The 24,455-nt window shown below is 35.2% G+C and carries 18 protein-coding genes; 12 read left to right on the forward strand and 6 right to left on the reverse strand.

The window, feature by feature from the left end; translation table 11 throughout:
* Positions 1–11 precede the first annotated feature (11 nt).
* Positions 12–629 carry a DNA-3-methyladenine glycosylase gene (locus tag AC22L0_RS00760; protein WP_016109307.1) on the reverse strand — a complete coding sequence of 206 codons (618 nt, stop codon included), beginning with the start codon at positions 627–629 and terminating at the stop codon, positions 12–14.
* A gap of 134 nt (positions 630–763) precedes the next feature.
* On the opposite strand from AC22L0_RS00760, the gene AC22L0_RS00765 reads away from it, so the two are divergent.
* Together AC22L0_RS00765 and AC22L0_RS00770 are read left to right on the forward strand one after the other, a co-directional pair.
* On the forward strand, positions 764–1,636 hold the full coding sequence (locus AC22L0_RS00765) for a Cof-type HAD-IIB family hydrolase (RefSeq protein WP_000640431.1): 873 nt from the start codon (positions 764–766) through the stop codon (positions 1,634–1,636).
* Between the two features lie 394 nt (positions 1,637–2,030).
* Complete coding sequence (locus AC22L0_RS00770; RefSeq protein WP_487272085.1) at positions 2,031–5,933, forward strand: MSCRAMM family protein; 3,903 nt, start codon at positions 2,031–2,033, stop codon at positions 5,931–5,933.
* 94 nt (positions 5,934–6,027) lie between these two features.
* On the opposite strand, the gene AC22L0_RS00775 is transcribed toward AC22L0_RS00770, so the two are convergent.
* Positions 6,028–7,731 (reverse strand): S-layer homology domain-containing protein, encoded by a 1,704-nt coding sequence (locus tag AC22L0_RS00775; RefSeq protein WP_000726531.1) that lies wholly within the window; start codon positions 7,729–7,731, stop codon positions 6,028–6,030.
* Positions 7,732–7,981: 250 nt separating this feature from the next.
* Between AC22L0_RS00775 and AC22L0_RS00780 the strand changes: the two genes are divergently transcribed.
* Both AC22L0_RS00780 and AC22L0_RS00785 read left to right on the forward strand, forming a co-directional pair.
* On the forward strand, positions 7,982–9,472 hold the full coding sequence (locus AC22L0_RS00780; protein ID WP_001999181.1) for a coproporphyrinogen III oxidase: 1,491 nt from the start codon (positions 7,982–7,984) through the stop codon (positions 9,470–9,472).
* 340 nt (positions 9,473–9,812) lie between these two features.
* Complete coding sequence (locus AC22L0_RS00785; RefSeq protein ID WP_000281980.1) at positions 9,813–11,369, forward strand: fatty acid--CoA ligase; 1,557 nt, start codon at positions 9,813–9,815, stop codon at positions 11,367–11,369.
* Between the two features lie 552 nt (positions 11,370–11,921).
* Here the strand turns inward: AC22L0_RS00785 and AC22L0_RS00790 are convergent.
* Positions 11,922–12,119, reverse strand: coding sequence for a hypothetical protein (locus AC22L0_RS00790; RefSeq protein ID WP_001098258.1), 198 nt, complete (start codon positions 12,117–12,119; stop codon positions 11,922–11,924).
* Positions 12,120–12,253: 134 nt separating this feature from the next.
* Positions 12,254–12,718, reverse strand: a complete 465-nt coding sequence (locus AC22L0_RS00795) for a hypothetical protein (RefSeq protein WP_000954998.1) — start codon at positions 12,716–12,718, stop codon at positions 12,254–12,256.
* A 187-nt stretch (positions 12,719–12,905) separates the two neighbouring features.
* Between AC22L0_RS00795 and AC22L0_RS00800 the strand changes: the two genes are divergently transcribed.
* From AC22L0_RS00800 to AC22L0_RS00815, 4 genes are all read left to right on the forward strand, one after another.
* The gene (locus AC22L0_RS00800; protein ID WP_000486650.1) at positions 12,906–14,375 is read left to right on the forward strand and encodes a SulP family inorganic anion transporter; all 1,470 of its coding nucleotides are present in this window, start codon (positions 12,906–12,908) and stop codon (positions 14,373–14,375) included.
* Positions 14,376–14,709: 334 nt separating this feature from the next.
* Complete coding sequence (locus AC22L0_RS00805; RefSeq protein ID WP_087966297.1) at positions 14,710–16,230, forward strand: putative polysaccharide biosynthesis protein; 1,521 nt, start codon at positions 14,710–14,712, stop codon at positions 16,228–16,230.
* A gap of 143 nt (positions 16,231–16,373) precedes the next feature.
* Positions 16,374–17,462, forward strand: a complete 1,089-nt coding sequence (gene csaB / locus AC22L0_RS00810; RefSeq protein WP_087966295.1) for a polysaccharide pyruvyl transferase CsaB — start codon at positions 16,374–16,376, stop codon at positions 17,460–17,462.
* A gap of 147 nt (positions 17,463–17,609) precedes the next feature.
* Positions 17,610–19,472: an S-layer homology domain-containing protein gene (locus AC22L0_RS00815; protein ID WP_098327541.1), complete on the forward strand. Its 1,863-nt coding sequence runs from the start codon at positions 17,610–17,612 to the stop codon at positions 19,470–19,472.
* Between the two features lie 148 nt (positions 19,473–19,620).
* Here the strand turns inward: AC22L0_RS00815 and AC22L0_RS00820 are convergent, their stop codons facing one another.
* Positions 19,621–21,015 carry an O-antigen ligase family protein gene (locus tag AC22L0_RS00820; protein ID WP_000247535.1) on the reverse strand — a complete coding sequence of 465 codons (1,395 nt, stop codon included), beginning with the start codon at positions 21,013–21,015 and terminating at the stop codon, positions 19,621–19,623.
* Positions 21,016–21,338: 323 nt separating this feature from the next.
* Here AC22L0_RS00820 and AC22L0_RS00825 point away from each other — a divergent pair, with 323 nt between their 5' ends.
* From AC22L0_RS00825 to AC22L0_RS00835, 3 genes are all read left to right on the forward strand, one after another.
* Positions 21,339–22,127, forward strand: a complete 789-nt coding sequence (locus tag AC22L0_RS00825) for an enoyl-CoA hydratase (protein ID WP_087966291.1) — start codon at positions 21,339–21,341, stop codon at positions 22,125–22,127.
* A gap of 109 nt (positions 22,128–22,236) precedes the next feature.
* Positions 22,237–22,554, forward strand: coding sequence for a hypothetical protein (locus AC22L0_RS00830; RefSeq protein WP_098218674.1), 318 nt, complete (start codon positions 22,237–22,239; stop codon positions 22,552–22,554).
* Between the two features lie 17 nt (positions 22,555–22,571).
* Positions 22,572–22,898, forward strand: coding sequence for a nucleoside triphosphate pyrophosphohydrolase (locus AC22L0_RS00835; RefSeq protein ID WP_001277350.1), 327 nt, complete (start codon positions 22,572–22,574; stop codon positions 22,896–22,898).
* Between the two features lie 21 nt (positions 22,899–22,919).
* On the opposite strand, the gene AC22L0_RS00840 is transcribed toward AC22L0_RS00835, so the two are convergent.
* Positions 22,920–23,099: a hypothetical protein gene (locus AC22L0_RS00840; protein ID WP_001027083.1), complete on the reverse strand. Its 180-nt coding sequence runs from the start codon at positions 23,097–23,099 to the stop codon at positions 22,920–22,922.
* Between the two features lie 126 nt (positions 23,100–23,225).
* Between AC22L0_RS00840 and AC22L0_RS00845 the strand changes: the two genes are divergently transcribed.
* On the forward strand, positions 23,226–24,275 hold the full coding sequence (locus AC22L0_RS00845; protein ID WP_087966288.1) for a M42 family metallopeptidase: 1,050 nt from the start codon (positions 23,226–23,228) through the stop codon (positions 24,273–24,275).
* Positions 24,276–24,455: the final 180 nt, after the last annotated feature.

Consider the following 24,455-nt stretch of genomic DNA (forward strand, 5'->3'; position numbering starts at 1 on the left):
TTAACATATGCTTACTTCTTTGAAACAAACGGATGTCCCTCATAATAAAAACGCCACGGATAATGTACAGCTTCTTCTGCATAGTCGATATTAATACGAGGTCCTGCTGTTATTTTATATTGTGATGATATGTGTTCTTCTTTTGGAACTAATTCAATATGTAACGTATCACTTTGTAACGATACACCGCGTTCTTCTAAAGTAATTCCGAGGGCACGGCATAGTTTGCCAGGACCGTTCGTTAAATTTTTGTACTGCGCTTTTGTAATTTCGGTCTTATTGTAGCGCGCTAGTTTTATTTCTTCTATTCCATCTACCGGCTCAAGGGCTCGAATGAGAACACCTTGCGGGGTGCCCACTGGCGCTGTAATAACGTTAAAGCAATGATACATACCGTAAATTAAATATACGTAAGCATGCCCTGGTGCACCAAACATAACTTCTGTGCGATCTGTTCGTCTGCCTCCGTAACTATGTGCGGCCTTATCATCTGGGCCTTTATATGCTTCTACTTCTACAATGATTCCGCTTCGCTTTATTCCGTCTACAATATGAACAAGTTTTTGCCCGAGTAATTTTTTTGCGACTTCTAACGTATCGCCTTCATAAAAGGAAGGAGGTGCCTGCATTGTACTATCTCCTTTACTAAGTGTATATGTATATAGTAAACCAAATTTTCAGTAGTAATTCTAACTCGTTCTATTTATCGGGTTTATTTCATAAATTATGGATAGAGTACAACAGCGAAGAGGGGGAGTGCGACATGATTTATCGCTTACTAGCTCTTAATATAGATGGGACACTACTATACAACAATGGAAAAATTGCAAAAGGATTAAGAGAAACAATTGAATTTGTGAAAAGAAAAGATGTATACGTTACGTTATTTACGAGTCGTAATTTTCAATCCGCTCATAAAGTAGCAAAGGCGTTAAAATTAGATTCTATATTAGTGACACATGGTGGTGCTTTCGTTTCAGCAACGTTAGATAAGCCGTACGTTCAAAGAAGATTATCTGAAGAGAAGACTTTTAACATTGTGCAAGTGTTAGAGCACTTTGATTGTAACGTACGTATTTCTCATGAACGGTTTTCAATCGGAAATCGTGAGAGAAATACACCAAACTTAATTGCGCGCACTGTATTATCAAGTGCAGACCCGTTATTTTATCCAGTTCAATTTGTAGATTCGTTAGGTGACGCGCTTCGTGACCATCCGGTAGCGGCGCCAAAAATTGATGTTCTTTTCCAAACTAAAGGTGAAAAAGAACGCGGGCTAAATACATTAAGAAAAGCGTTCCAAGATGTAGAGTATGTTGAATGTGATTCAAAACGAATAGAAATTTTACCGCAAAATGTATCAAAATTACGTGGATTACAATTGCTTGGAGAGCATTTAAATATTTCGCTAAATGAAATGGTTGCGATTGGAGATAGTATGGAAGATTTAGAGGTTATTGAAAACGTGGGACTTGGGGTAGCGATGGGGAACTCGCCTGTAGAATTAAAGCAAGCAGCAGATTGGATTACACGTTCAAATAGCGAAAACGGTGTAGAGTATATGATTAAAGAGCATTTCCGTAAGCAATTCCCGCTTCCGTTTTTGAAGAATCATAAAAATACACCGAAACGATGAAAGAAAAACGTAGCTTTTTGGCTACGTTTTTTTGTTTATCTTATTAAAAACAGTGAAAGCGTTTTAAAATATGAATTGTGTATGAAATCTATACAATTCACTTGAATCCTTTAGAAAACTAATGTAAAGTGGATGATGTTGCCAAAACAGTTACACCACATGAAATATTCTTCAGATTAATTTTATTGGGCTCCCATACGTAAAAGTATTTCCGCATGACAGTTTAGTTCACGTATTATTTCAAAAATGAATTGTAGCAATCTTATTAAGTAGTTGTAGTGTTTCTTTGTTTTATTTAAATGGATTATTTTAAGTTAATGTGAGTAAGGTTTGGTACATATGATATGTACTTCTTTTTGTGGTTTTAGGAAGTTTAAAAGGGGGAATGAATTTCTTGAGGAAATCATTTAATCAAAAAATTAAAAAGTTAAGTAGTAGTTTAATAGTTGTATTACTAATATGTATGAATTTTTTAATCCATTTACCATTTAAAGCAGAGGCAGCTACAACAGAATTAAAAGGTTTAGGTGATGTATCTTATTACAACGCCATCATTTTTGGAGATCATAGTGCAACGAGTGCGGATATTGAAGGTGCGATGGCTGTTCAGAAAAATATGAACGCATCAAGTTATACAGTCGTAGCGGCTGCAACTGGAGCAAATAACTTAGCTGGAGCAACTTGGGTAGATGAAGGATATCCATCATTATTACTAGGCGGTCAATTTACGAAAGCGGGAGCAGGACAAGTAATTATTCAAGATGGAACAGTGGCGATGACAAAAGACGGTGACCCAGATGGCGCAATGAAAACATCATATGACCGTATCTCTTATAAAGAGCAAGCGGAGATTGATGCTAAGTTTAAAGAATTTAGAAAAGACGTTGATGGTGTAATCGGGGATGCAAGTAAACTACAGACTGATAAGCCAAAACCTAATATGAGCTTTGGCATCGGTGAAGATGTAAATAACCCTAATATTTATGTCTCTTCAGGCCAAACTGGAAAGAAAACATTTGATGTAAAAGACGTTTTTCTTCCGAATGTAGAGAATAAAGACTTTATTGTTATTTATTCAGATGCAGAAGAAGTGAGTTTTGGTGGCGGTGCAATTTTGTATGATACAAGAAATACTGGGATGGCGACGGATTTAATTAATACATCTCAAGCATACGATCCTAATTCATCTTTTACTGAGTTAGCTAGTAAGGTAATTTGGGTATTTCCTAATGCTACAAAGATAACAACTAAAGGTTATGGTGTAGTAGGTAGTGTGTTTGCACCTAATGCAGTTGTAGAAACAAAAGGTGGTTCTATTAATGGACAAGCCTATGTTGGAGGATTACACCAAAGAGATGGTTTTGAGGTTCATAACTTTAAATTTAACTGGCCAAAGTGGAATAAGCCAGCAACTGAAAAAGGACATTTACAAATTAAAAAAGTTGATGAAAACGATGAAAACATTGTTTTAAAAGACGCAAAATTTGATGTTATAGACAAAGATAATAACGTTGTGGCTACTGTTACAACAAACGAAAAGGGTATTGCGGAAGTTAAAGATTTACCACTTGGTGACTATTTTGTAAAAGAAATAAATGCACCAGAAGGATATATAAAAGTTGATACACCAGTCAAAGTAACAATTGATAATACAAACGTAATTGAACTTGTTATGAAGAATACGAGAAAAGTAGAGAATGGCCAATTTAAATTATTGAAAAAAGATAGTGAATCTGGTCAACTTCTACCAGGTGCAAAATTTGATGTTATCGATAAAGATGGGAAAGTTGTGGAAACAATTGTTACAGATGATAAAGGTGAAGCCTTATCGAAACAACTTCCAGTTGGAAGCTATACATTAAAAGAAGTAGAAGCACCGAAAGGATATGAATTATCATCTAGTTCAGTTTCTGTTGATGTAGAGGCTAATAAAGTAGTGACTGTAGATGTGGTGAATAAAAAGATCTCCGAAAAAGTAACGGGTCAATTTGAAATCGTGAAAGTAGATGCGGAAGATAAAACGAAAGTATTATCAGATGCAGAATTCGAAGTGTATAAAGATGGTAAAAAAGTAGATACGTTACGAACAGATAAAACTGGTAAAGTAGTTTCACAGAAATTAGAACCAGGAAAGTATACATTAAAAGAAACGAAAGCACCACAAGGATATAAATTGTTAAAAGAAGAAATTGAAGTCGTTGTGGAAGCAAACAAGTTAGTAGAAGTACAAATAGAAAATGCGAAAGAACTAGGAAGCTTACAAGTAATCAAAAGGGATGCAGAGAGTGGAACAGTTCTAGCAGGTGCAGAATTTAAATTAAAGAACGAAGCTGGTCAAGTAGTTGGAGAAGCGAAAACAACGAATAAAGAAGGTGTTGTGAAATTCGAAAACTTAGTGCCAGGAAAGTACACGTTAGAGGAAACAAAAGCGCCAGAAGGTTATAAGGCGTTAGAAGTAACAGTAGAAGTAAACGTTGTAGCGAACGAAGTAGTAAAACAAGAAGTTACGAATGAAAAAGTAACAGGTCAATTTGAAATCGTGAAAGTAGATGCGAATGATAAAACGAAATTGTTATCAGGTGCAGAATTCGAAGTGTATAAAGATGGTAAAAAGGTAGCAGAACTAAAAACAGATGAGAGTGGAAAAGTGATGTCACCGAAATTACCGCTAGGTGAATACACAGTGAAAGAAACGAAAGCACCAGCGGGCTACAAGCTTTCAAATAAAGAATGGAAAGTAACAATTCAAAACGAGAAAGAAGTAGTAAAAGTAGAGGCAGAAAACGAAAAAATCTTAGGTTCTCTACAAATTATTAAAATGGATGATAAAGATCAAACGAAACGCTTAGCAGGCGCACAATTTACATTGAAAGATGCGAAAGGAAATGTTGTAAAAGAAGGACTTACAACAGATAAGTCTGGAACGGTTAAAGTAGACGGACTTGTGCCAGGTGAATATACGTTAGAAGAAACAAAAGCACCAGAAGGTTATGAGTTAACAAAACAAATAATTCATGTAACAGTTGACGGTGAAAAAGTTGTTGATGTAAAAGTAACGAACAGTAAGAGCCTTGGTCAATTCGAAATTGTAAAAGTAGATGCGGAAGATAAAACGAAAGTATTATCAGACGCAGAATTTGAAGTGTATAAAGATGGTAAGAAAGTAGATACGTTACGAACAGATAAAACAGGTAAAGTAATTTCTCAGAAATTAGAGCCAGGAACATACACATTAAAAGAAACGAAAGCACCACAAGGATATAAGTTGTTAAAAGAAGAAATTGAAGTCGTTGTGGAAGCAAACAAAGTAGTAGAAGTACAAGTAGAAAACGCAAAAGAACTAGGAAGCTTACAAGTAATCAAAAAGGATTCGGAGAGTGGAAAAGTTCTAGCAGGTGCAGAATTTAAATTAAAGAACGAAGCTGGTCAAGTAGTTGGAGAAGCGAAAACAACGAATAAAGACGGCGTTGTGAAATTCGAAAGCTTAGTGCCAGGAAAGTACACGTTAGAGGAAACGAAAGCGCCGGAAGGTTATAAAGCGCTAGAAGTGACAGTAGAAGTGAACGTTGTAGCGAACGAAGTAGTAAAACAAGAAGTTATGAATGAAAAAGCGAAAGAAGAAATTACAGGTCAATTAGAAATTACAAAGGTAGACGCTAATAATACAAATAAAATATTAGCAGGCGCAGTGTTTGAAATTTGGAAAGACGGAACAAAAATCGACACATTAACAACAAACAAGAGCGGTAAAGCGACTTCTAAGGAGTTAGAACCAGGAGATTACACTTTAAAAGAAATCAAAGCGCCAGAAGGATATACTTTATCCGATAAGGAAATGAAATTTACGATTTCTAATGAAAAAATTGAAGTTGTAAAGCTTCAAATTACAAATAAAAAAGATACAGAAAAAGGTCCGGAAAAACCAGGTGAAGGAACAGAAAAACCAGGTGAAGGAACAGAAAAGCCAGGTGAAGGAACAGAGAAGCCAGGTGAAGGAACAGAAAAGCCAGGTGAAGGAACAGAGAAGCCAGGTGAAGGAACAGAGAAGCCAGGTGAAGGAACAGAAAAGCCAGGTGAAGGAACAGAGAAACCGGGTGAAGGAACAGAAAAGCCGGGTGAAGGAACAGAAAAACCAGGTGAGGGAGTAGAAAAACCTAATTTACCAGAAAAAGGACAAGGTTCTTCTAATAATCAACAACTTCCAGCTACAGGACACAATACGAATTACGTTCCATTCATCGGTTTTATACTTCTGCTATTAGGAATACGTTTAAGGTTCATGGCTAAAAATAGCTAAAAGATGTATAAAAGGCATCAGAGATATATAATCTCTGATGCCTTTTAAGTGAATACAGATAAAATGAAAATATCTATATGGAATGATAAATATGTTAAGCTTCAATTACGCTAAGCATTCTGTTTATAAATGCAGCTGCGTGTGCACGTTGTGATGGTCCTTTTGGTACGAATTGATTAAATTCATTACCTTTTACAATTCCATATCCATACACTCTTTGTACTTCTTCTTTAGCGTAAATTAAGTTTTGGTCTACGAATGGTAGTTCAACTTGTTTTGCAAAAATACCAGCGTGTTTTAGAGAACGATCGATCATAATAACAGCTTCTTCGCGTGTAATTGTAGTATTTGGATCAAATGTATTATCACCACGTCCGCGGATTATGCCTGCGCTTGCTGCACGATTAATACCGTCTCTTAACGATGGGTGTACTTGTTCTAAGTCTGTGAAATTAGCATTTCCACTTGGCAATTGTAAAGCACGAGTAATTAACGTAGCAAATTCAGCACGCGTTACAAGACGTTCTGGGAAGTACTTGCCGTTCCCTTCTCCTTGCATAATGCCTCTAGCTGCTAATTGACGAATGTCTTGTTCATACCATCCACCTGTAATGTCATCAGTTACGGGATTTTTTTGATTTTCCTTATAGTATGTTTCAGTTCCTTTTAAGAAAGCATCCCATTGTCCGCGTTGAATCATAAACGCAGGGCAGTTTTTTCCTGACCAAAATTGGTGTTTTTGGACCTTATCTAGAGAAATATTTAAGTCGTTCATTAAATAAGCTGCCAATTTACGGGCATTTTCTACCGCTTTTTCATAGTTTCCATCTTGATTAACGGCAATTTCAATTCCGATAGATTCATAGTTTCCAGTTTTATTTCCAGCATGCCATCCAACTTCATTTACTGGAAGATGTTGATAAATTTCTTTATCATCTACTGTGAAATGCCAAGATGCGGCGCGATCAGCTGTTCCGCGTGCTTGATTATCTAAGAATTTTGCATGATTTAGAGCATTAGCACCCTTCGCTGTATTAGCCGTTTCGTGAATCGTAATATATTTAGGCACCATCGGGTAGCCAGGGCGAATATCGTCATTTCCTTTTGGGACAATCATTTCTTTAAATGTAACGCCATAAATATTGTTTGTTTGTAGAGCTTCTGGCGATCTCAATAAACTATTTTTAGCAGTACGACTGTTTTTTAATAATGAAGCTTTTGTACCTTCAAATGTAGCAGAAGGTGCATAAATCCATTTTGTTGTTTCATTTATTTGGACTTTAAACCAATTTCCAGCTTGTTCAGTAGGAGTTATGACTTGTGGCTGTAGTTTCCCTTCTTCTTTAAATGATTGGAACGGAAGGGCATGTATGGAAGCTTCTTCTTTTACGATTAATTTTTGATTAGATAGTTTATGAATCTCTTGAACTTCTAAGCTATTATCATTGTTATCTATCCATCCAGCGCCAGTTGGCGTCGTTATGTAATAAGCATTTCCTTTTTTCTTTGTCGCCGTTACGACTTGTTCTGTAATCTCGATATTCGATTTGTTTTTTAAATCATTCGCGGTATATAATGAATGTTTTTTTGAAGTGTATAGTAGGAATTGACCAGTAACCTCGATATCTTCTTCATGAGTACTATGCTCATTAACATGCTCTTTAATACTTTTAAAAACTTGATCTTCCGTATATACTTCAGCGGATTTTTCAGCACTCTCTGCAAATGAATAAGTAGGTGCAAGAACAGTTTGTAATGCAAGAGAGAGAGTTAAAACACTATAAAATTTCTTTTTCATATTTTTTTTAACACATTAGATTATGGAATCTAGTGTTAACATTCCTCCTTTTTATATTGTATTTTCACTATGTATCGATTTTAGTACTAATAAATTTTAACAAGAGAAAATGATGATGTCTATATACAGGAGCGATATTCATAAAAAGAATTATTTGAAAAAATGTAAGAGAAACAGGTAAAACCTTCTGTATTGACCTGTAAACGCCCTTCAAGTAAACTAAAGAGAGTTTGCAAATGAAAAGGTGATAATGTTGTTAATTTCAATTAAAACGTTACAAGATGATCGTTTTTTACGTCCGCTACAAAATATTGGCGGCTTATTTTTTGAAGATAGTACGATTGGATTTGAACAAGAGGAAGCAAATCTTATCGTTGATATACACATTGAGGATAATGTGAAAGCATCCGCTCGATTAACGGATGTTAGCACAGGAAATGTGTATGAAGAAACATTCTCGAAAGATTTATCTGCTTTCACAGATGAAAAAGAGCGTATGAAGCAAGTGAAGCACGTTGTTTCTTATGTATATCTTTCTGTTCTTCAGCAGTTAACTGGTATTGAACAAAGCTGGGGTATTTTAACGGGAGTACGTCCGACGAAACTTCTTCATAAAATGCTTCAAAATGGTATGTCAAAAGAAGAAGCGCATCAAGAGCTTCGTGAAAGTTATTTAATTCATGAAGAGAAAATTGAACTTCTTCAGCGTATTGTTGATTGCCAATTAGCAGTTGTTCCGGATTTATACCGTTTGAAAGAAGAAGTAAGTATTTATATCGGTATTCCGTTCTGCCCAACGAAATGTGCATATTGTACATTCCCGGCTTATGCGATTAATGGACGCCAAGGCTCTGTTGATTCGTTCTTGGGTGGTTTACATTATGAAGTTCGTGAAATTGGTAAGTTTTTAAAAGAAAAAGGTGTAAAAGTTACGACGATTTATTACGGCGGCGGTACACCTACAAGTATTACAGCAGAAGAGATGGATATGCTGTATGAAGAAATGTATGAAGCGTTCCCAGATGTGAAAAATGTGCGTGAAGTAACAGTTGAGGCAGGTCGCCCAGATACGATCACGCCAGCAAAGCTAGAAGTTTTAAATAAATGGAATATTGACCGTATTAGTATTAATCCGCAGTCATACCATCAAGAGACACTAAAAGCAATTGGACGTCATCATACTGTAGAAGAAACAATTGAGAAATACCATTTAGCTCGTGAAATGGGAATGAACAATATTAATATGGACTTAATTATTGGTCTTCCTGGTGAAGGGTTAGATATCTTCAAACATACGTTAGATGAAACAGAAAAGTTAATGCCAGAATCATTAACAGTTCATACGTTATCATTCAAACGTGCTTCTGAAATGACGCAAAACAAACGTAAATATAAAGTAGCAGGTCGCGAAGAAATTACAGCGATGATGCACGAAGCAGAAGAGTGGACGCAAAAGCATAATTACGTACCATATTACCTATATCGTCAAAAGAATATTTTAGGTAACTTAGAGAACGTTGGTTATGCAATGCCGACGCAAGAAAGTATTTACAACATTGTCATTATGGAAGAAGTACAATCAATTATCGGACTTGGCTGTGGTGCATCAAGTAAATTTGTTCATCCGAAGACGGGAGCAATTACTCACTTCGCAAATCCGAAAGATCCAAAATCATATAACGATGGCTTCGTAAAATATACAGAAGATAAACTGAAAATTTTAGAAGAGCTATTTGCATAAGAAGAAAGAGGTTGTTCCGAGTTGGAACAACCTCTTTTTATCCTGCAGTAACGGGCGGTCCGATTATATCTTGTCAGTTTTTGTCGGTAAGTCGATATATTCGAAAAATCGCTGATATAATTCGAGTTGCGCTGATATATTTTGAAAATCGCTGATATATTTCAAGTTACGGTCGATATATCTGGAAAATCGCTGATATAATTTCATTTACCGTCTAGTGGTACCGTATGTAAAACTATGTCGATAATAATCAGAAAAATTAGTCAAATCATTAAAGGACAATGTCTACTTATGGACGAAATGATAGATTTATGAAAGAGAAAAGGGGGAAATTGTTGGCATGTACATGACGATAGGGAGAATTTTTGATTTATCAGTTGGTAAGTATCCGAATAAAGAGGCGTTAGTGGAACCTGAAAAGAATATTCGCTGGACGTATAAACAGTGGGATGAACAAATAAATAAAACAGCGCACGCTCTATTAGAAGACGGAGTAAGAAAGGGAGATACGGTATCTGTTTACTTATATAATTGCCGTGAATTTGTAAACGTTTACTTAGCCTGTGCGAAAATCGGAGCGATCTTTAACCCGATTAATTTCCGCTTAAAAGCAAAAGAAGTATCTTATATTCTTCAGGACGCATCCTCGAAAGTCGTTGTCTTTGAAAAAGCAGTTGAGTCAACTGTTGCTATAATTGAAAGAGATTTTCCAAATACATCTTTTTGGTCTATAGAAAACGATAAACCTTCCTATGCAAGCTCCTACCATGAAAAAGTGAATGCAGCATCTTCTGAGAAAGTAAATATCGAAATTGATGAAATGGATTATTGTTCAATGCTTTATACGAGCGGTACGACAGGTCATCCGAAAGGCGTATTACATCGTCATCGCGAAATGACTGAGCATAGTATGATTTGTACGTATTTCCTTAAATATAATAGAGATAGTGTAGGGCTTGTTGTGGCGCCTTTATATCACTGTGGTGAATTAAATGCCGGAATCATACCACGCATTCAAGTTGGTGGAAAGAATGTTATTTTGCATCATTTTGATACAGAAACAGTATTACATACGATTCAAGAAGAAAAGATTACGACGTTCTTTGCAGCGCCGACGATGTGGAATATGTTGTTGCAAAAAGATTTAGCTCAGTATGATTTAACTTCGATGAAGATTGGTATATACGGCGGAGCAGCAATGGCACCGGCGTTAGTAAAAGAATGTAAAGAACGTCTTTATATTGATCTTGTTCAAATATACGGAATGACAGAAATGGGGCCAGTTGTTGCGTTTCTCGTAGAGGAGGATCAAATTACGAAAGCTGGTTCAGCAGGCACGCCATGCTTTAGCCATGAAGTTCGTATTGTGAAACCGAACGAGGATGCACCGGCAGAACCAGAGGATGTATTACCTCCTTATGAAGTGGGAGAAATTATTTTGCGCGGCCCAACTATGATGGCTGGCTATCATAATCGTGAAGAAGCGAATAAAAAATCGATGTATAAAGGATGGTATCATTCTGGTGATCTAGGCTATTTTGATAAAGACGGTTATTTATTCGTTGCTGATCGCGTTGATGATATGGTAATTAGCGGTGGCGTAAATATTTATCCTCGTGAAATTGAAGATTTCCTTCATAGTCATCCTGGTATATTAGATGTGGCGGTACTTGGTGAGCCAGACGAATTATGGGGAGAGCGTGTTGTGGCAGTTATTGTGAAGAAAGATGAAACAATAACAGAAGCTGATTTAGAAACGTATTGCAAAGAAAGTGATGAACTAGCAGATTATAAACGTCCGCGTCATTATTTATTTGTAGATGAACTTCCGCGTAATGCGAGCGGGAAGTTGCAGAAATTTGTGCTGAGGGAGTCATTGAAAGGTGCGAAAAAATAAAAAATGAAGGATGCCCCATATCTATGGGGTATCCTTCATTTTTCGGTATTAAACAGAAGAAACAATATCTTTGTTAATTCTCATTTCTTCTTGGTGAAGGTTAATTAGCGCATTTGAAATAAGGTGGAAACACAAAATGGATGTAATACAAAAAGAAAAGGCACCTTAAGGTGCCTCTCTCCGACTTGAACCATTTCATTTCATACGAATCGGAATCTATCCGTATTACCATTACCCCTTTGTTATGAGTGTAAACACATACTATAAAGCAGAATCGTCTATATACACTAGATTGTTAGTTCACAAAAGACAAGAGATTTGAGATCAATATTGAAGTGACGCCACATCCCCTATAATAATTGATATGTTACGCCTTTTAAAAGAATCTGCTTTATAGAACGTGCCCACAAGTTATATTTTACTACATGTAATATTCATTTAGTGTATTTTTTGATGAATATGTATAATTACATAAACTGTATGAAAAAAAGAGAGTATACTCTGATGTTGTGTAATAAAGATAAAGCCCGCCTACGGAATAGGGGGCTTTTCTTACTTTTTATAAATATTTATTCCAATTATATTATCAGATGAGTCTAAACGAATATAAACGTCAGCTGATAAAAGGTGTGCATTATATATTCTTTGTTTATATGTTGATATCTCGAAGCGTTTTCCATTTAATTCACATTCTAGAATAATCATATCGCCATGTTCTTTCCAATTTATTAATTTAGCAGTTGTATTCATATAAACCTCCTCTGAATCATTTTATGAAAATTAGTAGAGATAGTGTGAGAAAGGAGTTTATATAACAAAAAAAGACACCTTAAGTGTCTTCTTTGATTACTATAAAAGTCGTTGAATGAAATAGGTTTCTATTTTTATTTGCGTGAAAAGCCTTCTTCATCAAGGTATTCCGCAGCTTCTGGATAAGAGTTGAATGTACCGTCTAAGTTTACACCAGCGTACACGTTCCACATGTCATCCTCTGAAATAAGAGTAAGAATATGACCATCTTCGTTCTGCCATTCTTCTTCTTTCGCAGGTTCTACAGGTGCTACTACCTCTTCTTGTGATAGAAGGTCAATTGATTTCTCAATTACTGAACGTAACTCCTCTGCTGAAAACTCACGGATGTTAACCATGCCTTTATCATCTGTTTTATAACCTTTAATACCGCTTGCATATACAAATCCATTTCCATTTGGGTGTAAATGAAATACAACGTTCTTTTTATCTAAACGACTTTCTTCAAAGTGGAAGTTTACACGTTTTAATGATACGTTCTTTCTTTCTAGTTCTGGGAAAGATTCAATAATCGATAATTTTTCTTCAAAAGTTAGCATAGTGCCTCCAAGTATATAGTAAAAGATTTAATTTGTTCATTATAGCATAGTTGCAATTGTTTCCAAAGATAAGGGGAAAACTTTTCGTTGAATACGTTTACGTCACGAGAATGTAAAAAGTGAGCTAACGAATGTATCTTTTTAGGTGTACAATGGAACATGGACTTTATACAAAGGTGGTTTTTTTATGTTTCAAAAAATAGCAAAGGAATGTTTAGCAGGATTTACTGTTGCGATTGTTGCGTTACCACTTGCGATTGCATTTGGTATTGCCGCGACAGGAACGTCTGAGGGAGCGCTTGTTGGATTGTATGGTGCGATTTTTGCAGGTTTATTCGCAGCGTTATTTGGCGGGACACCTGGGCAAGTAACAGGGCCAACTGGACCAATTACCGTTATTGCAACAGGAGTTATTGCGACGCACGGGTTAGAGGCAAGTTTTATTGCCTTTATGATGGCAGGGTTATTTCAAATTTTATTCGGTGTATGTAAGCTCGGTTCTTACGTTCGATATATTCCGTATCCTGTCGTTTCAGGATTTATGAATGGTATTGCATTAATCATTATTTTAGGCGAAATAAAGCACGTACAAAATAGTTTTTTACTTGTTGTGTTAACGATTATTGTAATGATTGTTTCTGGAAAATGGATTAAGGCGATTCCGTCTAGTTTAGTAGCACTAGTCGGTGTGACAGCTTTGCTTCCTTTATTTTCTTCCTTACTCGAAGGACTTACAGTAAAGTTACCGATTATCGGAAATCTTTCACTAAATAAAGTAATTGAAAAGATTGGAACCATTCCAGAAGCGATACCTACGCTTCATATTCCATCTTTAAGTGGAACAGGAATAGCAGCACTTATTTTACCAGCGCTTAGTATTGCTTTATTAGGATCGATTGACTCGTTGTTAACATCGGTCGTAATGGATAATGTGACAGGTACACGTCATAAAAGTAATAAAGAGCTCGTTGGACAAGGTATCGGTAATATGATGAGCGGATTGTTTGGCGGATTAGCAGGTGCAGGTGCGACTGTAAGGTCTATCGTGAATATAAGAAGTGGCGGTAAAACGGCACTTTCGGCATGTATGCATAGTGTTATCTTATTTATTTTTATTATGGGTCTTGGTTCGGTCGTACAATATATTCCACTTGCTGTATTATCAGGTATTTTAATTTTAACTGGTATTGGAATGTTCGATTGGGGAAGCATGAAAAAGATGCATGTCGCTCCTAAAGGTGATGTCGTTGTTATGCTCGTAACGATGATTGTAACGGTGAAGTTTGATTTAATGATTGCTGTTGCATTCGGTATTATTCTTTCGTTCATCATATATATGGTGAAATGTAAAGAACGTAAAACTTCTATCGTAAAAGAAAAAGAAGAAACGTACACAATTCAAGGACCGCTCTCTTTCCTATCAGTAGATCGTATTTTCTCTACTTTACAAGATGTGAAGTCACCGGTTGTTTTACGTATGAAAGATGTGCGTTATATGGATGTATCAGGAGCTATGGCATTATTAAATTTTGTTGAGCAATCAAATAAAGTAGGAGCAAGTGTAAAGCTTGAGCAAGTACATCCGAGTATTGAAAAAACAATCGCAGTAATGGCAAGCGATGAACAGAAAGAGCAATTGAAAATCTTAAGTGTTTAGATAGTAATTAGAATATCTCACAATTTTACATAAATTATAATGTAGAGTTGTGGGATGTTTTTATAATGTTTTTAGTAATATGTATCGCAGTGACAGAGAGGAAGGGCTCTTTTGGCGTAACAGAAATGGTTATAGTGTGTACATATATAATGGAAGGAATTAGAAAAATATTGTGAAGAGACAGGCTTAAATGGGTTCGCTTTTCTATTTTGAAAAAAAAACCAAGTATTCAACCTATAATAAATTTGTTATGATAACCAATGGGATAAAGTGAATTCCTATCGTTTGAAACAATATGTTTGAGAGTATATGTATAAAAGAAAAGAGAAAAAATATGAATAAAACATTTGTAAAAGGAGCAGCAATTTTAACCATTACAACTTTTTTGTCGAAATTGCTTGGTAGTTTTTTTCAAATTCCATTACAAAATATTGCAGGAGATGAAGTGCTCGGTATTTTCCGCCTTGTTTTTCCTGTATATATGATTGCTCTTACATTATCGGTAGCCGGAGTTCCACTTGCAATTTCGAAACTAATTGCAGAGTTGAACGAAAAAAATAAGCAAAAGGAAATTGCAAAATTATTTAAATCAGCGTCAATTATTGGGATAGCATTTGGCGTTTTCGGCTGTTTAGTCATTGTATTATTTTCTATTGAAATTGCAAATATGCTTGGTGGACAAGAAACTAGAATGCCGTTGCTTATTACTTCATTAGCATTACTCATTGCGCCATACATGGCGGTGTATAGAGGGTATTTTCAAGGTTTCGGTGATATGAAACCAACAGGGGTATCACAGGTCATTGAGCAATTTGTACGTGTGTTTTTTATGTTAATAATTGCTTACATACTAGTATTATGGGATAAGAGTAATACTGTTATTACTAGTGGTGCGATGGTTGGCTCTTTTCTTGGAGTCATTAGTTCGCTTATATATTTGCGTATAAAATATAATAGAAGTCCATACTACAATAAAAGCAATTCCTATTCGCTCCGAGATTTAAGAGAAAACGGCAAAAAGATATTGCGGGTATCGATCCCAATCGCTATCGGAGCTTTATCAATGCCACTTTTAAATTTAGTAGACTCGCTTACAATACCGCATGTATTACAAGGATCATCAACAGAAATTCAAGAACAATTTGGAATATACAGTCGCGGTTTTGCATTCACGCAAATAATTGTTATTTTTGCAAGTGCAATTGTATTTCCGTTAATACCACTCTTAACTTCCGCATTGACCAAAAGAGATATAAATTTGGCGAAAATAACAATTCAAAATACAAATCGACTAGCGCATGTTTTGACAGCACCGTTAACAATATGGTTGATGGCATTAACAGTACCGTTAAATGTCGGATTGTTCACAGATGTAAAAGGCAGTAGTATGTTAACAGTTATGATTGGCAGTTCGTATTTTACTGCGGTTATGGTATTATCAATAGGTGTTTTACAGGGCATTAACCGTTCTGCACAAGCTGCATGGATTGTTATTGGTGCGAGTTGTGTGAAAGTCGTGTTAAACATGATGTTCGTGCAGAAGTTTGGCATAGATGGAGCGGCGTATAGTACATTAATTACTTACATATTGATTTGTATTGTAAATCATTTGTATATTCGAAGCTATATTGCCTATTCTATTCATTTAAAAAGCTTTTTTGGTGTACTAGCAATAGCATGTATTTTGGGAATAGGATTGTATGAACTATGTAATGTGATAGATGTTACATCTTCAAGAATTATGACGTTATTATTCAGTGGTATAGCATTAAGTATTACAACCATTTTGTATGGTGTATGTGCTTTGAAATTAAAATGGATATCAATAAACAAAATGCCATTTTTGAAAAGATAAATATAGAAATTTAATTTTTTATTATAATTCATATGAGCTGATAAAGAGGAAACTATGTAGGGTATCAAGTGTTTAGGTAAGGAATGGGTACCAGTTTATGTTAGATGAAATAAACGGTTACCTAGTTTTGGAGGAGATTTAGGGTGCGTTTAGTCTTATCAGGATATTATGGTTTTTATAATGTTGGAGACGAGGCGATTCTACAATCAATTATTGAATCGTTAAGTAAAGAGAACCCGGATATAGAACTAGTAGTACTATCAAATGATTCTAAATATACAAAGGAAATGTATGGTGTAGAATCGGTAGATCGCTGGGATATAAAAGCTGTTTATCATGCGATAAAAAACAGTGATGGAGTTATTAGTGGTGGCGGGAGCCTTCTTCAAGATCAGACAAGTACGAAGAGTATTCTATATTATACGGGTATTATGGGACTCGCTCGATTATTAAAAAAGCCGTATTACATTTATTCACAAGGAATAGGTCCAATTACAAAAGGATATAATCGTTTATTAGTAAAATGGAACTTGTCAAAAGCTTCCTATGTATCAGTTCGAGATGAGGATTCGTTTTTATATTTAAAAGAACTTGGCATAAAAAACGATATTGAAATTGTTCCAGACCCTGTTTTAACATGGAAACGGACAAAACAATCGGATTGGTTGCAAAAGCATTCGATACATGGAAAAGTAATTGCGGTTAGTGTGCGTTATTGGAATGCAAAAGAAGATTATATAAAAAAATTAGCTGCGGCATTAAAAAAATTAAAGCAAGAAGGATACCAAATTTTATTTGTTCCAATGCATGAGCCATTTGATCAAAAAGCTTCGTGTGAAGTAGTAGACTTAATGGGAGAAGAGACGTATATGCTTCCATATAAAATGGATATCGACGAGAAAATATTCATTTTATCACAATGTTCATTACTAATTGGTATGCGTCTTCATGCACTTGTTTTTTCTGCCGTAGCCAAAACTCCAATGGTCGGGATTTCATACGATCCGAAAATTGATTCGTTTTTAAGTCAAGTGAATCAGCCAGTTATAGGAAGTGTGGATGGCGAATGGAGTGCTGAGTATTTATATGAAATTGCGAAAAAGCAATTAATGCAACAAGGAACTGTGCAGCAAGAGTTACAATTGACAATAGATGAGCTTCGGTTGCAAGGCAAACAGGCAACAAAGAAACTCATTGATCATATGGAAAAAGGCACTTTATTAAAAAAGTAAAGTGTCTTTTATTTTATTTTGAATTCAATGAAAATTCTAATTACAAAAACGTTTTATTTTAATTCCTATTTATTATGCTAAAATGATTGTGATTATTATATAATCAAATTTGTGATAATAAATTCGTAGATTACGAGGAGGATAACCTTGAAGACTTTTTCAAAAGGTATAACAGCAGTGGCATTAACGGGATCATTACTTTTAACTCCTATTTCAAGTTATGCGGCAAATGATGATATTACAGGACATATGTTTGAGACGAATATGCGCTCACTTATTACTAAAGGAGTTTTAATGGGGTATGGAGACAATGTATATGCGCCTGATAAATTAGTAACAAGAGCAGAGTTTGCTACATTCATAGCAAGGGCTTTAAATTTACCAAAAGCTGATTCGAATTTCGAGGATGTGCCGAAGACTTACGGTTTATATGATGGTGTAAGTAGAGCATATGGAGCGAAAATTATTAATGGTCGTACGAACGAGACATTCTCACCAAATGATGTGATTACACGTGAAGAAATGTCGATAATGGTAAAGCGAGCGTTAGACTATAAAAATATTAAAGTAGCTGTAAGTCCGCTTACCTTTACTGATAAAGATAGTATTAACTATAAAGAGCATGTGCAAGTTATGGTGGCTACTCAAATTATTAAAGGGTATCCAGAAGATAATACATTTAGACCACATTTATCAGCTACAAGAGGGATGGCTTCAGCTATGTTGGATCGCATGCTTCAGACGATTGAAAAAAACGGAAATAGCAATCCTGTAGAAACTAAGAAATATGTTGTGACAAATGTAAGAGAAAATGGAACAGAGCAAGAAATAGAGCGCTATAATACGTATAAAGAAGCGGTTACGGCTGCTCAAAATAAAGGTATGAATGCGGTAAAATACGAGAACGAATTTTTATGGATTAAAGATGGTTTTGCAAGTGCGAAAAGAATAACTGGGCAAAACATCATTAATATTTATGATGAGAATTTATCAACAGTATATACGTATATTCAGTATGGAACAGAATTGAAAGTATTAGAAGTTGGCGAAGATCGTGTGAAAGTTCAACTTTCTGGTTTGACAGGTCATGTGAAGAAGAATGAAATCACTTTAATTCCTACAAATGAAATGAAACAGTCGTCTTATTATGTGAAATCAGATGGATATTTATACCATAAATATTATACATATAATACAAGTTCACCTGGATATACAGAATTTAGATATGGTGTGGCACCTTCTTTCATGAAGCAAGGACAGCAAATGTATAGTGTAGATGGAAAGACATTTGGAGACGAAACTTTCTATCAATATTTCAATTATTTATCATTACGTTCGAAAACAGATTATACAGCTGAACAACTAGATAGTTATGTGAAATCGATTAAACCAGACTCTCCATTAATTGGTTTAGGAAAGAAATTTAAAGAAGTAGAAAGCAAGTATAATGTAAATGCATTATTCTTATATTCATTAGCAATTCATGAAAGTTATTATGGAACAAGCGCTCTTGCAAAAGACAAAAATAATTTATTTGGTTTAAAAGCAACAGACGATAGTCCGTATGGTAACGGAGAAGCATTCAATTCAAAAGAAGATTGTATTGAACATGCAGCAAAATTATACATGAATGAAGGATATTTAAATCCAGGACATTGGCGTTATACAGCAACATATACAGGTGATAAAGCTGCTGGTTTAAATGCGAAATATGCATCTGATGCGAACTGGGGTAAAAAAGTAGCGGGGCATATGAACCGTTTTGATTCTTATTTAGGTAAAAAAGAATACAACAAGTACAAACTTGCACGTGTGATGAATAACGTGGAAGTGAAAAAGAATCCTAGTATATCAAATGAGCGACTGTATCGTTTAAATACAAATGTAGTTGTCACAGTTACTGGTGAAGAGATAATAAATGGAAAAGCGTGGGTTAAAGTTATTTCAGATAATCCTACTGTAACAGAAGCGTATATTGCAAAAGAAAGCTTAGAATACGTAAAACATTAATTAAATAAAAAAGAAGGTGCTACTAATATTTCGTAGCACCTTCTTTTTATTCAATTTCAAAATCAACAATGACCTTCTTTTTATTCAATTTCAAAATCAACAATGACCTTCTTTTTATTCAATTTCAAAATCAACAATGACCTTCTTTTTATTCAATTTCAAAATCAACAATGATATAAGCGAGTATAACAACGAAGAAAATACTAACGGCTGGTGCTGTTAATACGTGGCCAGACATAAAGCCAATGCCAAGTGATAGAACGAGTGTGCTCGCTAATAGCATATACTTTACTTTCATGATTTTCTTAAAGTTTGTGATCATGCGGATAAATAATTTAATACCAAAGTATAGAAGAGGTATTAAGTAAATAAGGAAACCGACAATTCCAAAGGCGAAAAATAGGTCATGGAAGTCCATTTCAATTAATTTAATTTTATCTGTGTAGTTACCAGCGTAACCCATTCCGAATAGTTTTTGTGAAAGCGGTGCGTCTTTATAGTATTGTTTGTATGTTTTTAAGAATTTGTCGCGATCACTGTAAATTAAACTTTTTACTTCAGAATCTGTAAGTTCACCTTTTGCATGTTTTTTTGCATCTTCTGGATCTGCTTTAATTACTTTTCCTTCTTTTCGATCTTTCTCTTCTTGTACTGATTTTTTGTATTCGTATATTTGCATGTGAATGCCCATATTTTTTGCGATAGGAGTATGCGGTGTAAGAGCAATTAAACCTCCTAGTATAACTGCGACAACAACGGTATTTACAATATGTGTGAATCCTTTTCCTTCTTTTTTACGATTTATCATATATTCAATGAATGAGAAGAAAAGTGCTACGCCTAATGTAATAACAATTGCGCCATATCCGACTTTCGTTCCGACCATAATACTTGCATACATCGCAAGTATTGTTGGAATCCAGTAATATATTTTCGAGAAAGAAGTTGTTTTATGAATCGAATATAAGACAATGATTGGGAACATAATGGCGAAAAGAGAACTTAAATCATTTCCAGCGAAGAACCAACCTCTTGAACCGATTTTTGAGTGAGGATAGCTTGGGAAATCCGTTCCAGTTTGCATTGCGACAATCATTGTAATGCTTAAAATTAAAGTTGCATATAAGAAATATGTAATGATTTTATGGAATACATACTCTTTATTTTTTAGCTCTTTAAAGGCGATAATATATCCAAACAGTAGCACAATTGGATATACGCTCTTTAAGATGAATTTAACTTCTTCTCCAAATGAAACTGGAGATTTAACCATCATATTATTTACAAGACCGATTGCGAGTGCGATCCCGAGTAAGCACAAATAGAGGATGTACTTTTTCGCATCTTGTTGTTTGTGATGAAGAAGTAGGTACCCTAATGCAAGAAGCATAAAGGCGAAACGGACTACAACTCCAACTGTTGCGCTCATGTGTAGTATATAGATTGAAAAAGATGTTAATAAATCTAAAATTGGTTGAAACACAATGAATAGCAATAGGAAATGTGGGAAGTAGTTATCCGTTTGTTTCAACTTATTAACCATATGTTCCTCCAGTTCTTCATTCCTTTATTACAACACCCAAAAGATGGGTATAAAGCCTTTTTTACATAGTAAGGCGAATGAATTTCAATATTTGTTTTTTTATCAAACTTAAGAATACACCATTTCATTGTAATGGTAAATAGATGAAAAGCATGGATAAACCGACTTTAATTTCTATATTTTTCAACGGAATTGTATGTTTTATACGGTAAATGTACAAATTGCGAGATTATTAGACAGAAAATTAAGAAAAAAGAAGGATTTTTCAGTGGTTTTCTATAATTATATAAGTATAATCTTTATGGAGAAAAGAGGGGTATGTAATGGAAGTAACGAGTAAAACAGAATCTGTTATTGTGAAATATGAAGGCCACGTTGCAACGGTTATGGTCAATCGCCCAGAGGTGTTAAATGCGTTGGATGAGCCGACCTTAAAAGAGTTATTACAAAAGTTGAAAGAAGTAGCGGAAAGTTCTGCGCATATCGTTGTGTTATGCGGGAACGGCCGTGGTTTTTCTGCGGGTGGGGATATTAAATCGATGCTTTCAAGTAATGATGAAAGTAAGTTTGATGGCATTATGAATACCATTTCTGAAGTTGTCGTGACATTATATACGATGCCAAAGCTTGTTATTAGTGCAATTCATGGACCGACTGCAGGTCTTGGGTTAAGTATTGCGTTAACAGCTGATTATGTAATGGCGGATATATCATCTGTTATTGCAATGAACTTTATTGGAATCGCTTTAATTCCAGATGGAGGCGGTCATTTCTTCCTTCAAAAGCGCGTCGGTGAAAATATGACGAAGCAAATTATTTGGGAAGGTAAGAAGTTATCAGCGACAGAAGCGCTTGATATCGGCTTAATTGATGAAGTAATCGGCGAAGATTTCCAAACGGCTGTGAAACAAAAAATTAATGAATGGTCACAAAAACCGATTAAAGCAATGATTCAAACGAAGCAAATTTTATGTGAAGTAAATCGCTCTAATTTAGAGCAAACATTGCAATTAGAAAAGCGTGGTCAATATGCAATGAGACAAACAGCGGATCATAAAGAAGGAATTGCTGCGTTTTTAGAGAAACGTTTACCAGCATTTAAAGGGGAATAAAGTTTGTCCATTCCTCACTGATTATTAGCTCGTTAATTCGGGATAAAGGGGAGAAAGTGCTAACACATTTTAGTATAATTGTGTTAGCACTTTTTTTAAGGAGTAATACATGAAGAAAATGATCGGTGTTATTACTATTATTTTGCTTACATATTCTGTTTTGCATAGTACACCATCTTTGGCAGTTCGGACTGCGTTATTTTTTGAGGGACATCCAAGTGTTGCATTTTCTGACGGGGTGACGAAAGAAAAAGATGTGAAAAAAGAAGCGATTCCAGATGAGTACCAAACTCTATATGGTAAGGAAGAAGACTTAGAGCACTATTTCTTTCCGCATGTAAGAGCACATGGATCAGGAATTGATATGTTAAGTGCGTGCGTGAAGAAAAAATGGTTTTTCTATAAAGCAGAGCTCGGATGTTATTAAATATAGGAGGATGAATGATGTCAGCATATAACAAGTTAGTAAGAGATCGTGTTCCAGAGAAGATTTTAATGTCTGGAAAAACATATACAGCACAAAAATTAACAGGTCAAGCATACATACAAGCTTTAGCGAAAATTGGAACGGAAGAAATTCGTGAATTTGCTTCTATGAAAGAACGAGAACATGCGCTAGATTCTCTTGCGGATGCGCTAGAAGTTATCATCTCATTAGCACGTGCAGAAGGTGCATCGATTGAAGATGTAGAACGCCTTCGTAAGCAAAAAGAGATAGAGCGCGGTGGATTTGAAAGAGGGATTTATTTATTAGACGTTTCAGAAGAATAGTTTTATAGGAAAAGCATAGCGTTAATGAGTAACGCTATGCTTTTTTGTTGCAATGAAGCTAATAATGAAGAAGATAGCTGTTAATATCCAGCCGATTGTAATAGAAGTAGTAGTGTGAATGGCATAAGAGATTTGTAAACAAAATAATGATGCTAAAAACCAAATGAGTGCAATGTGTATATATTTTTTTGATATATTCATATTTTATAACTCCTTTTATATACTAAAAAGAATTTTACTACAATTTAGAAAATTAAGCTATATAAGTAGAGGTTTTCTGGTGAATTTTGTATACTGAATAGTAGAGAAAAAGAGGAGGAAGCGACAATGGCACATCATGCGAAAGAAACGATGGAACTGATTAAGGAGCTTGTCTCTATTCCAAGTCCATCTGGAAATACAGCAAAAATTATTAATTTCATTGAAAACTATGTCAGTGAGTGGAACGTAGAAACGAAACGTAATAATAAGGGAGCTCTTATTTTAACGGTAAAAGGGAAAAATGATGCACAGCACCGCTTATTAACGGCACACGTTGATACGTTAGGTGCGATGGTAAAAGAAATTAAGCCTGACGGTCGCCTGAGTCTTTCTATGATTGGTGGATTTCGCTGGAACTCCGTAGAAGGGGAATATTGCGAAATTGAAACATCAAGTGGCAAGACGTATACAGGAACAATTTTAATGCATCAAACATCTGTACATGTATATAAAGATGCAGGTGAAGCAAAACGCAATGAGAAAAATATTGAAGTTCGTATTGATGAGCGCGTATTTTCAGCTGATGAAGTACGCGAATTAGGAATTGAAGTAGGAGACTTCGTTTCATTTGATCCGCGCGTTCAAATTACAGAGAGTGGATACATAAAATCACGTCATTTAGATGACAAAGTAAGTGTTGCAATTTTATTAAAATTAATTAAAAGATTACAAGATGAAAACGTAACATTACCATATACGACGCATTTCTTAATTTCTAATAATGAAGAGATTGGATACGGTGGTAACTCTAACATTCCAGAAGAAACTGTTGAATACTTAGCAGTTGATATGGGAGCGTTAGGTGATGGACAAACATCTGATGAATATACAGTATCTATTTGTGCAAAAGACTCTAGCGGCCCGTATCATTATGCACTGCGCAAACATTTAGTAGAGCTTGCGAAAACGAATCATATTGAATATAAAGTAGATATTTATCCGTACTACGCATCTGATGCATCAGCTGCGATTCGCGCGGGATTTGATGTGAAACATGCGTTAATTGGAGCGGGTATTGATTCTTCTCACGCATTTGAACGTACACATGAAAGTTCTATTGCGCATACAGAAGCATTAGTGTATGCATATGTAATGTCTAATTTAATTGAAGAATAATTTCATAGATAATAGAGAGCTGATTAAAGATAGTATTTTTAATCAGCTTTTTATTTGGTGAAGCGATTAGGAGACATGTCCTAATCGCTTTTTTATCCCGCTATTTGCCGAGCAGTAAGACCACTACCTCAAAATTCAGCGAAAGCAAAGAAGTTAGATGGGGACCGGGCTGCCCGTAAA

Source organism: Bacillus sp. LQ01 (assembly GCF_057624735.1).

Excerpts from the sequence above, each read along its gene's own strand:
- AC22L0_RS00760 (WP_016109307.1), bottom strand. The coding sequence starts at position 629 with ATGCAGGCACCTCCTTCCTTTTATGAAGGCGATACGTTAGAAGTCGCA.
- AC22L0_RS00765 (WP_000640431.1), top strand. The coding sequence starts at position 764 with ATGATTTATCGCTTACTAGCTCTTAATATAGATGGGACACTACTATAC.
- AC22L0_RS00775 (WP_000726531.1), bottom strand. The coding sequence starts at position 7,731 with ATGAAAAAGAAATTTTATAGTGTTTTAACTCTCTCTCTTGCATTACAA.
- AC22L0_RS00780 (WP_001999181.1), top strand. The coding sequence starts at position 7,982 with ATGTTGTTAATTTCAATTAAAACGTTACAAGATGATCGTTTTTTACGT.
- AC22L0_RS00785 (WP_000281980.1), top strand. The coding sequence starts at position 9,813 with ATGTACATGACGATAGGGAGAATTTTTGATTTATCAGTTGGTAAGTAT.
- AC22L0_RS00790 (WP_001098258.1), bottom strand. The coding sequence starts at position 12,119 with ATGAATACAACTGCTAAATTAATAAATTGGAAAGAACATGGCGATATG.
- AC22L0_RS00795 (WP_000954998.1), bottom strand. The coding sequence starts at position 12,718 with ATGCTAACTTTTGAAGAAAAATTATCGATTATTGAATCTTTCCCAGAA.
- AC22L0_RS00800 (WP_000486650.1), top strand. The coding sequence starts at position 12,906 with ATGTTTCAAAAAATAGCAAAGGAATGTTTAGCAGGATTTACTGTTGCG.
- AC22L0_RS00805 (WP_087966297.1), top strand. The coding sequence starts at position 14,710 with ATGAATAAAACATTTGTAAAAGGAGCAGCAATTTTAACCATTACAACT.
- AC22L0_RS00820 (WP_000247535.1), bottom strand. The coding sequence starts at position 21,015 with ATGGTTAATAAGTTGAAACAAACGGATAACTACTTCCCACATTTCCTA.
- AC22L0_RS00825 (WP_087966291.1), top strand. The coding sequence starts at position 21,339 with ATGGAAGTAACGAGTAAAACAGAATCTGTTATTGTGAAATATGAAGGC.
- AC22L0_RS00830 (WP_098218674.1), top strand. The coding sequence starts at position 22,237 with ATGAAGAAAATGATCGGTGTTATTACTATTATTTTGCTTACATATTCT.
- AC22L0_RS00835 (WP_001277350.1), top strand. The coding sequence starts at position 22,572 with ATGTCAGCATATAACAAGTTAGTAAGAGATCGTGTTCCAGAGAAGATT.
- AC22L0_RS00840 (WP_001027083.1), bottom strand. The coding sequence starts at position 23,099 with ATGAATATATCAAAAAAATATATACACATTGCACTCATTTGGTTTTTA.
- AC22L0_RS00845 (WP_087966288.1), top strand. The coding sequence starts at position 23,226 with ATGGCACATCATGCGAAAGAAACGATGGAACTGATTAAGGAGCTTGTC.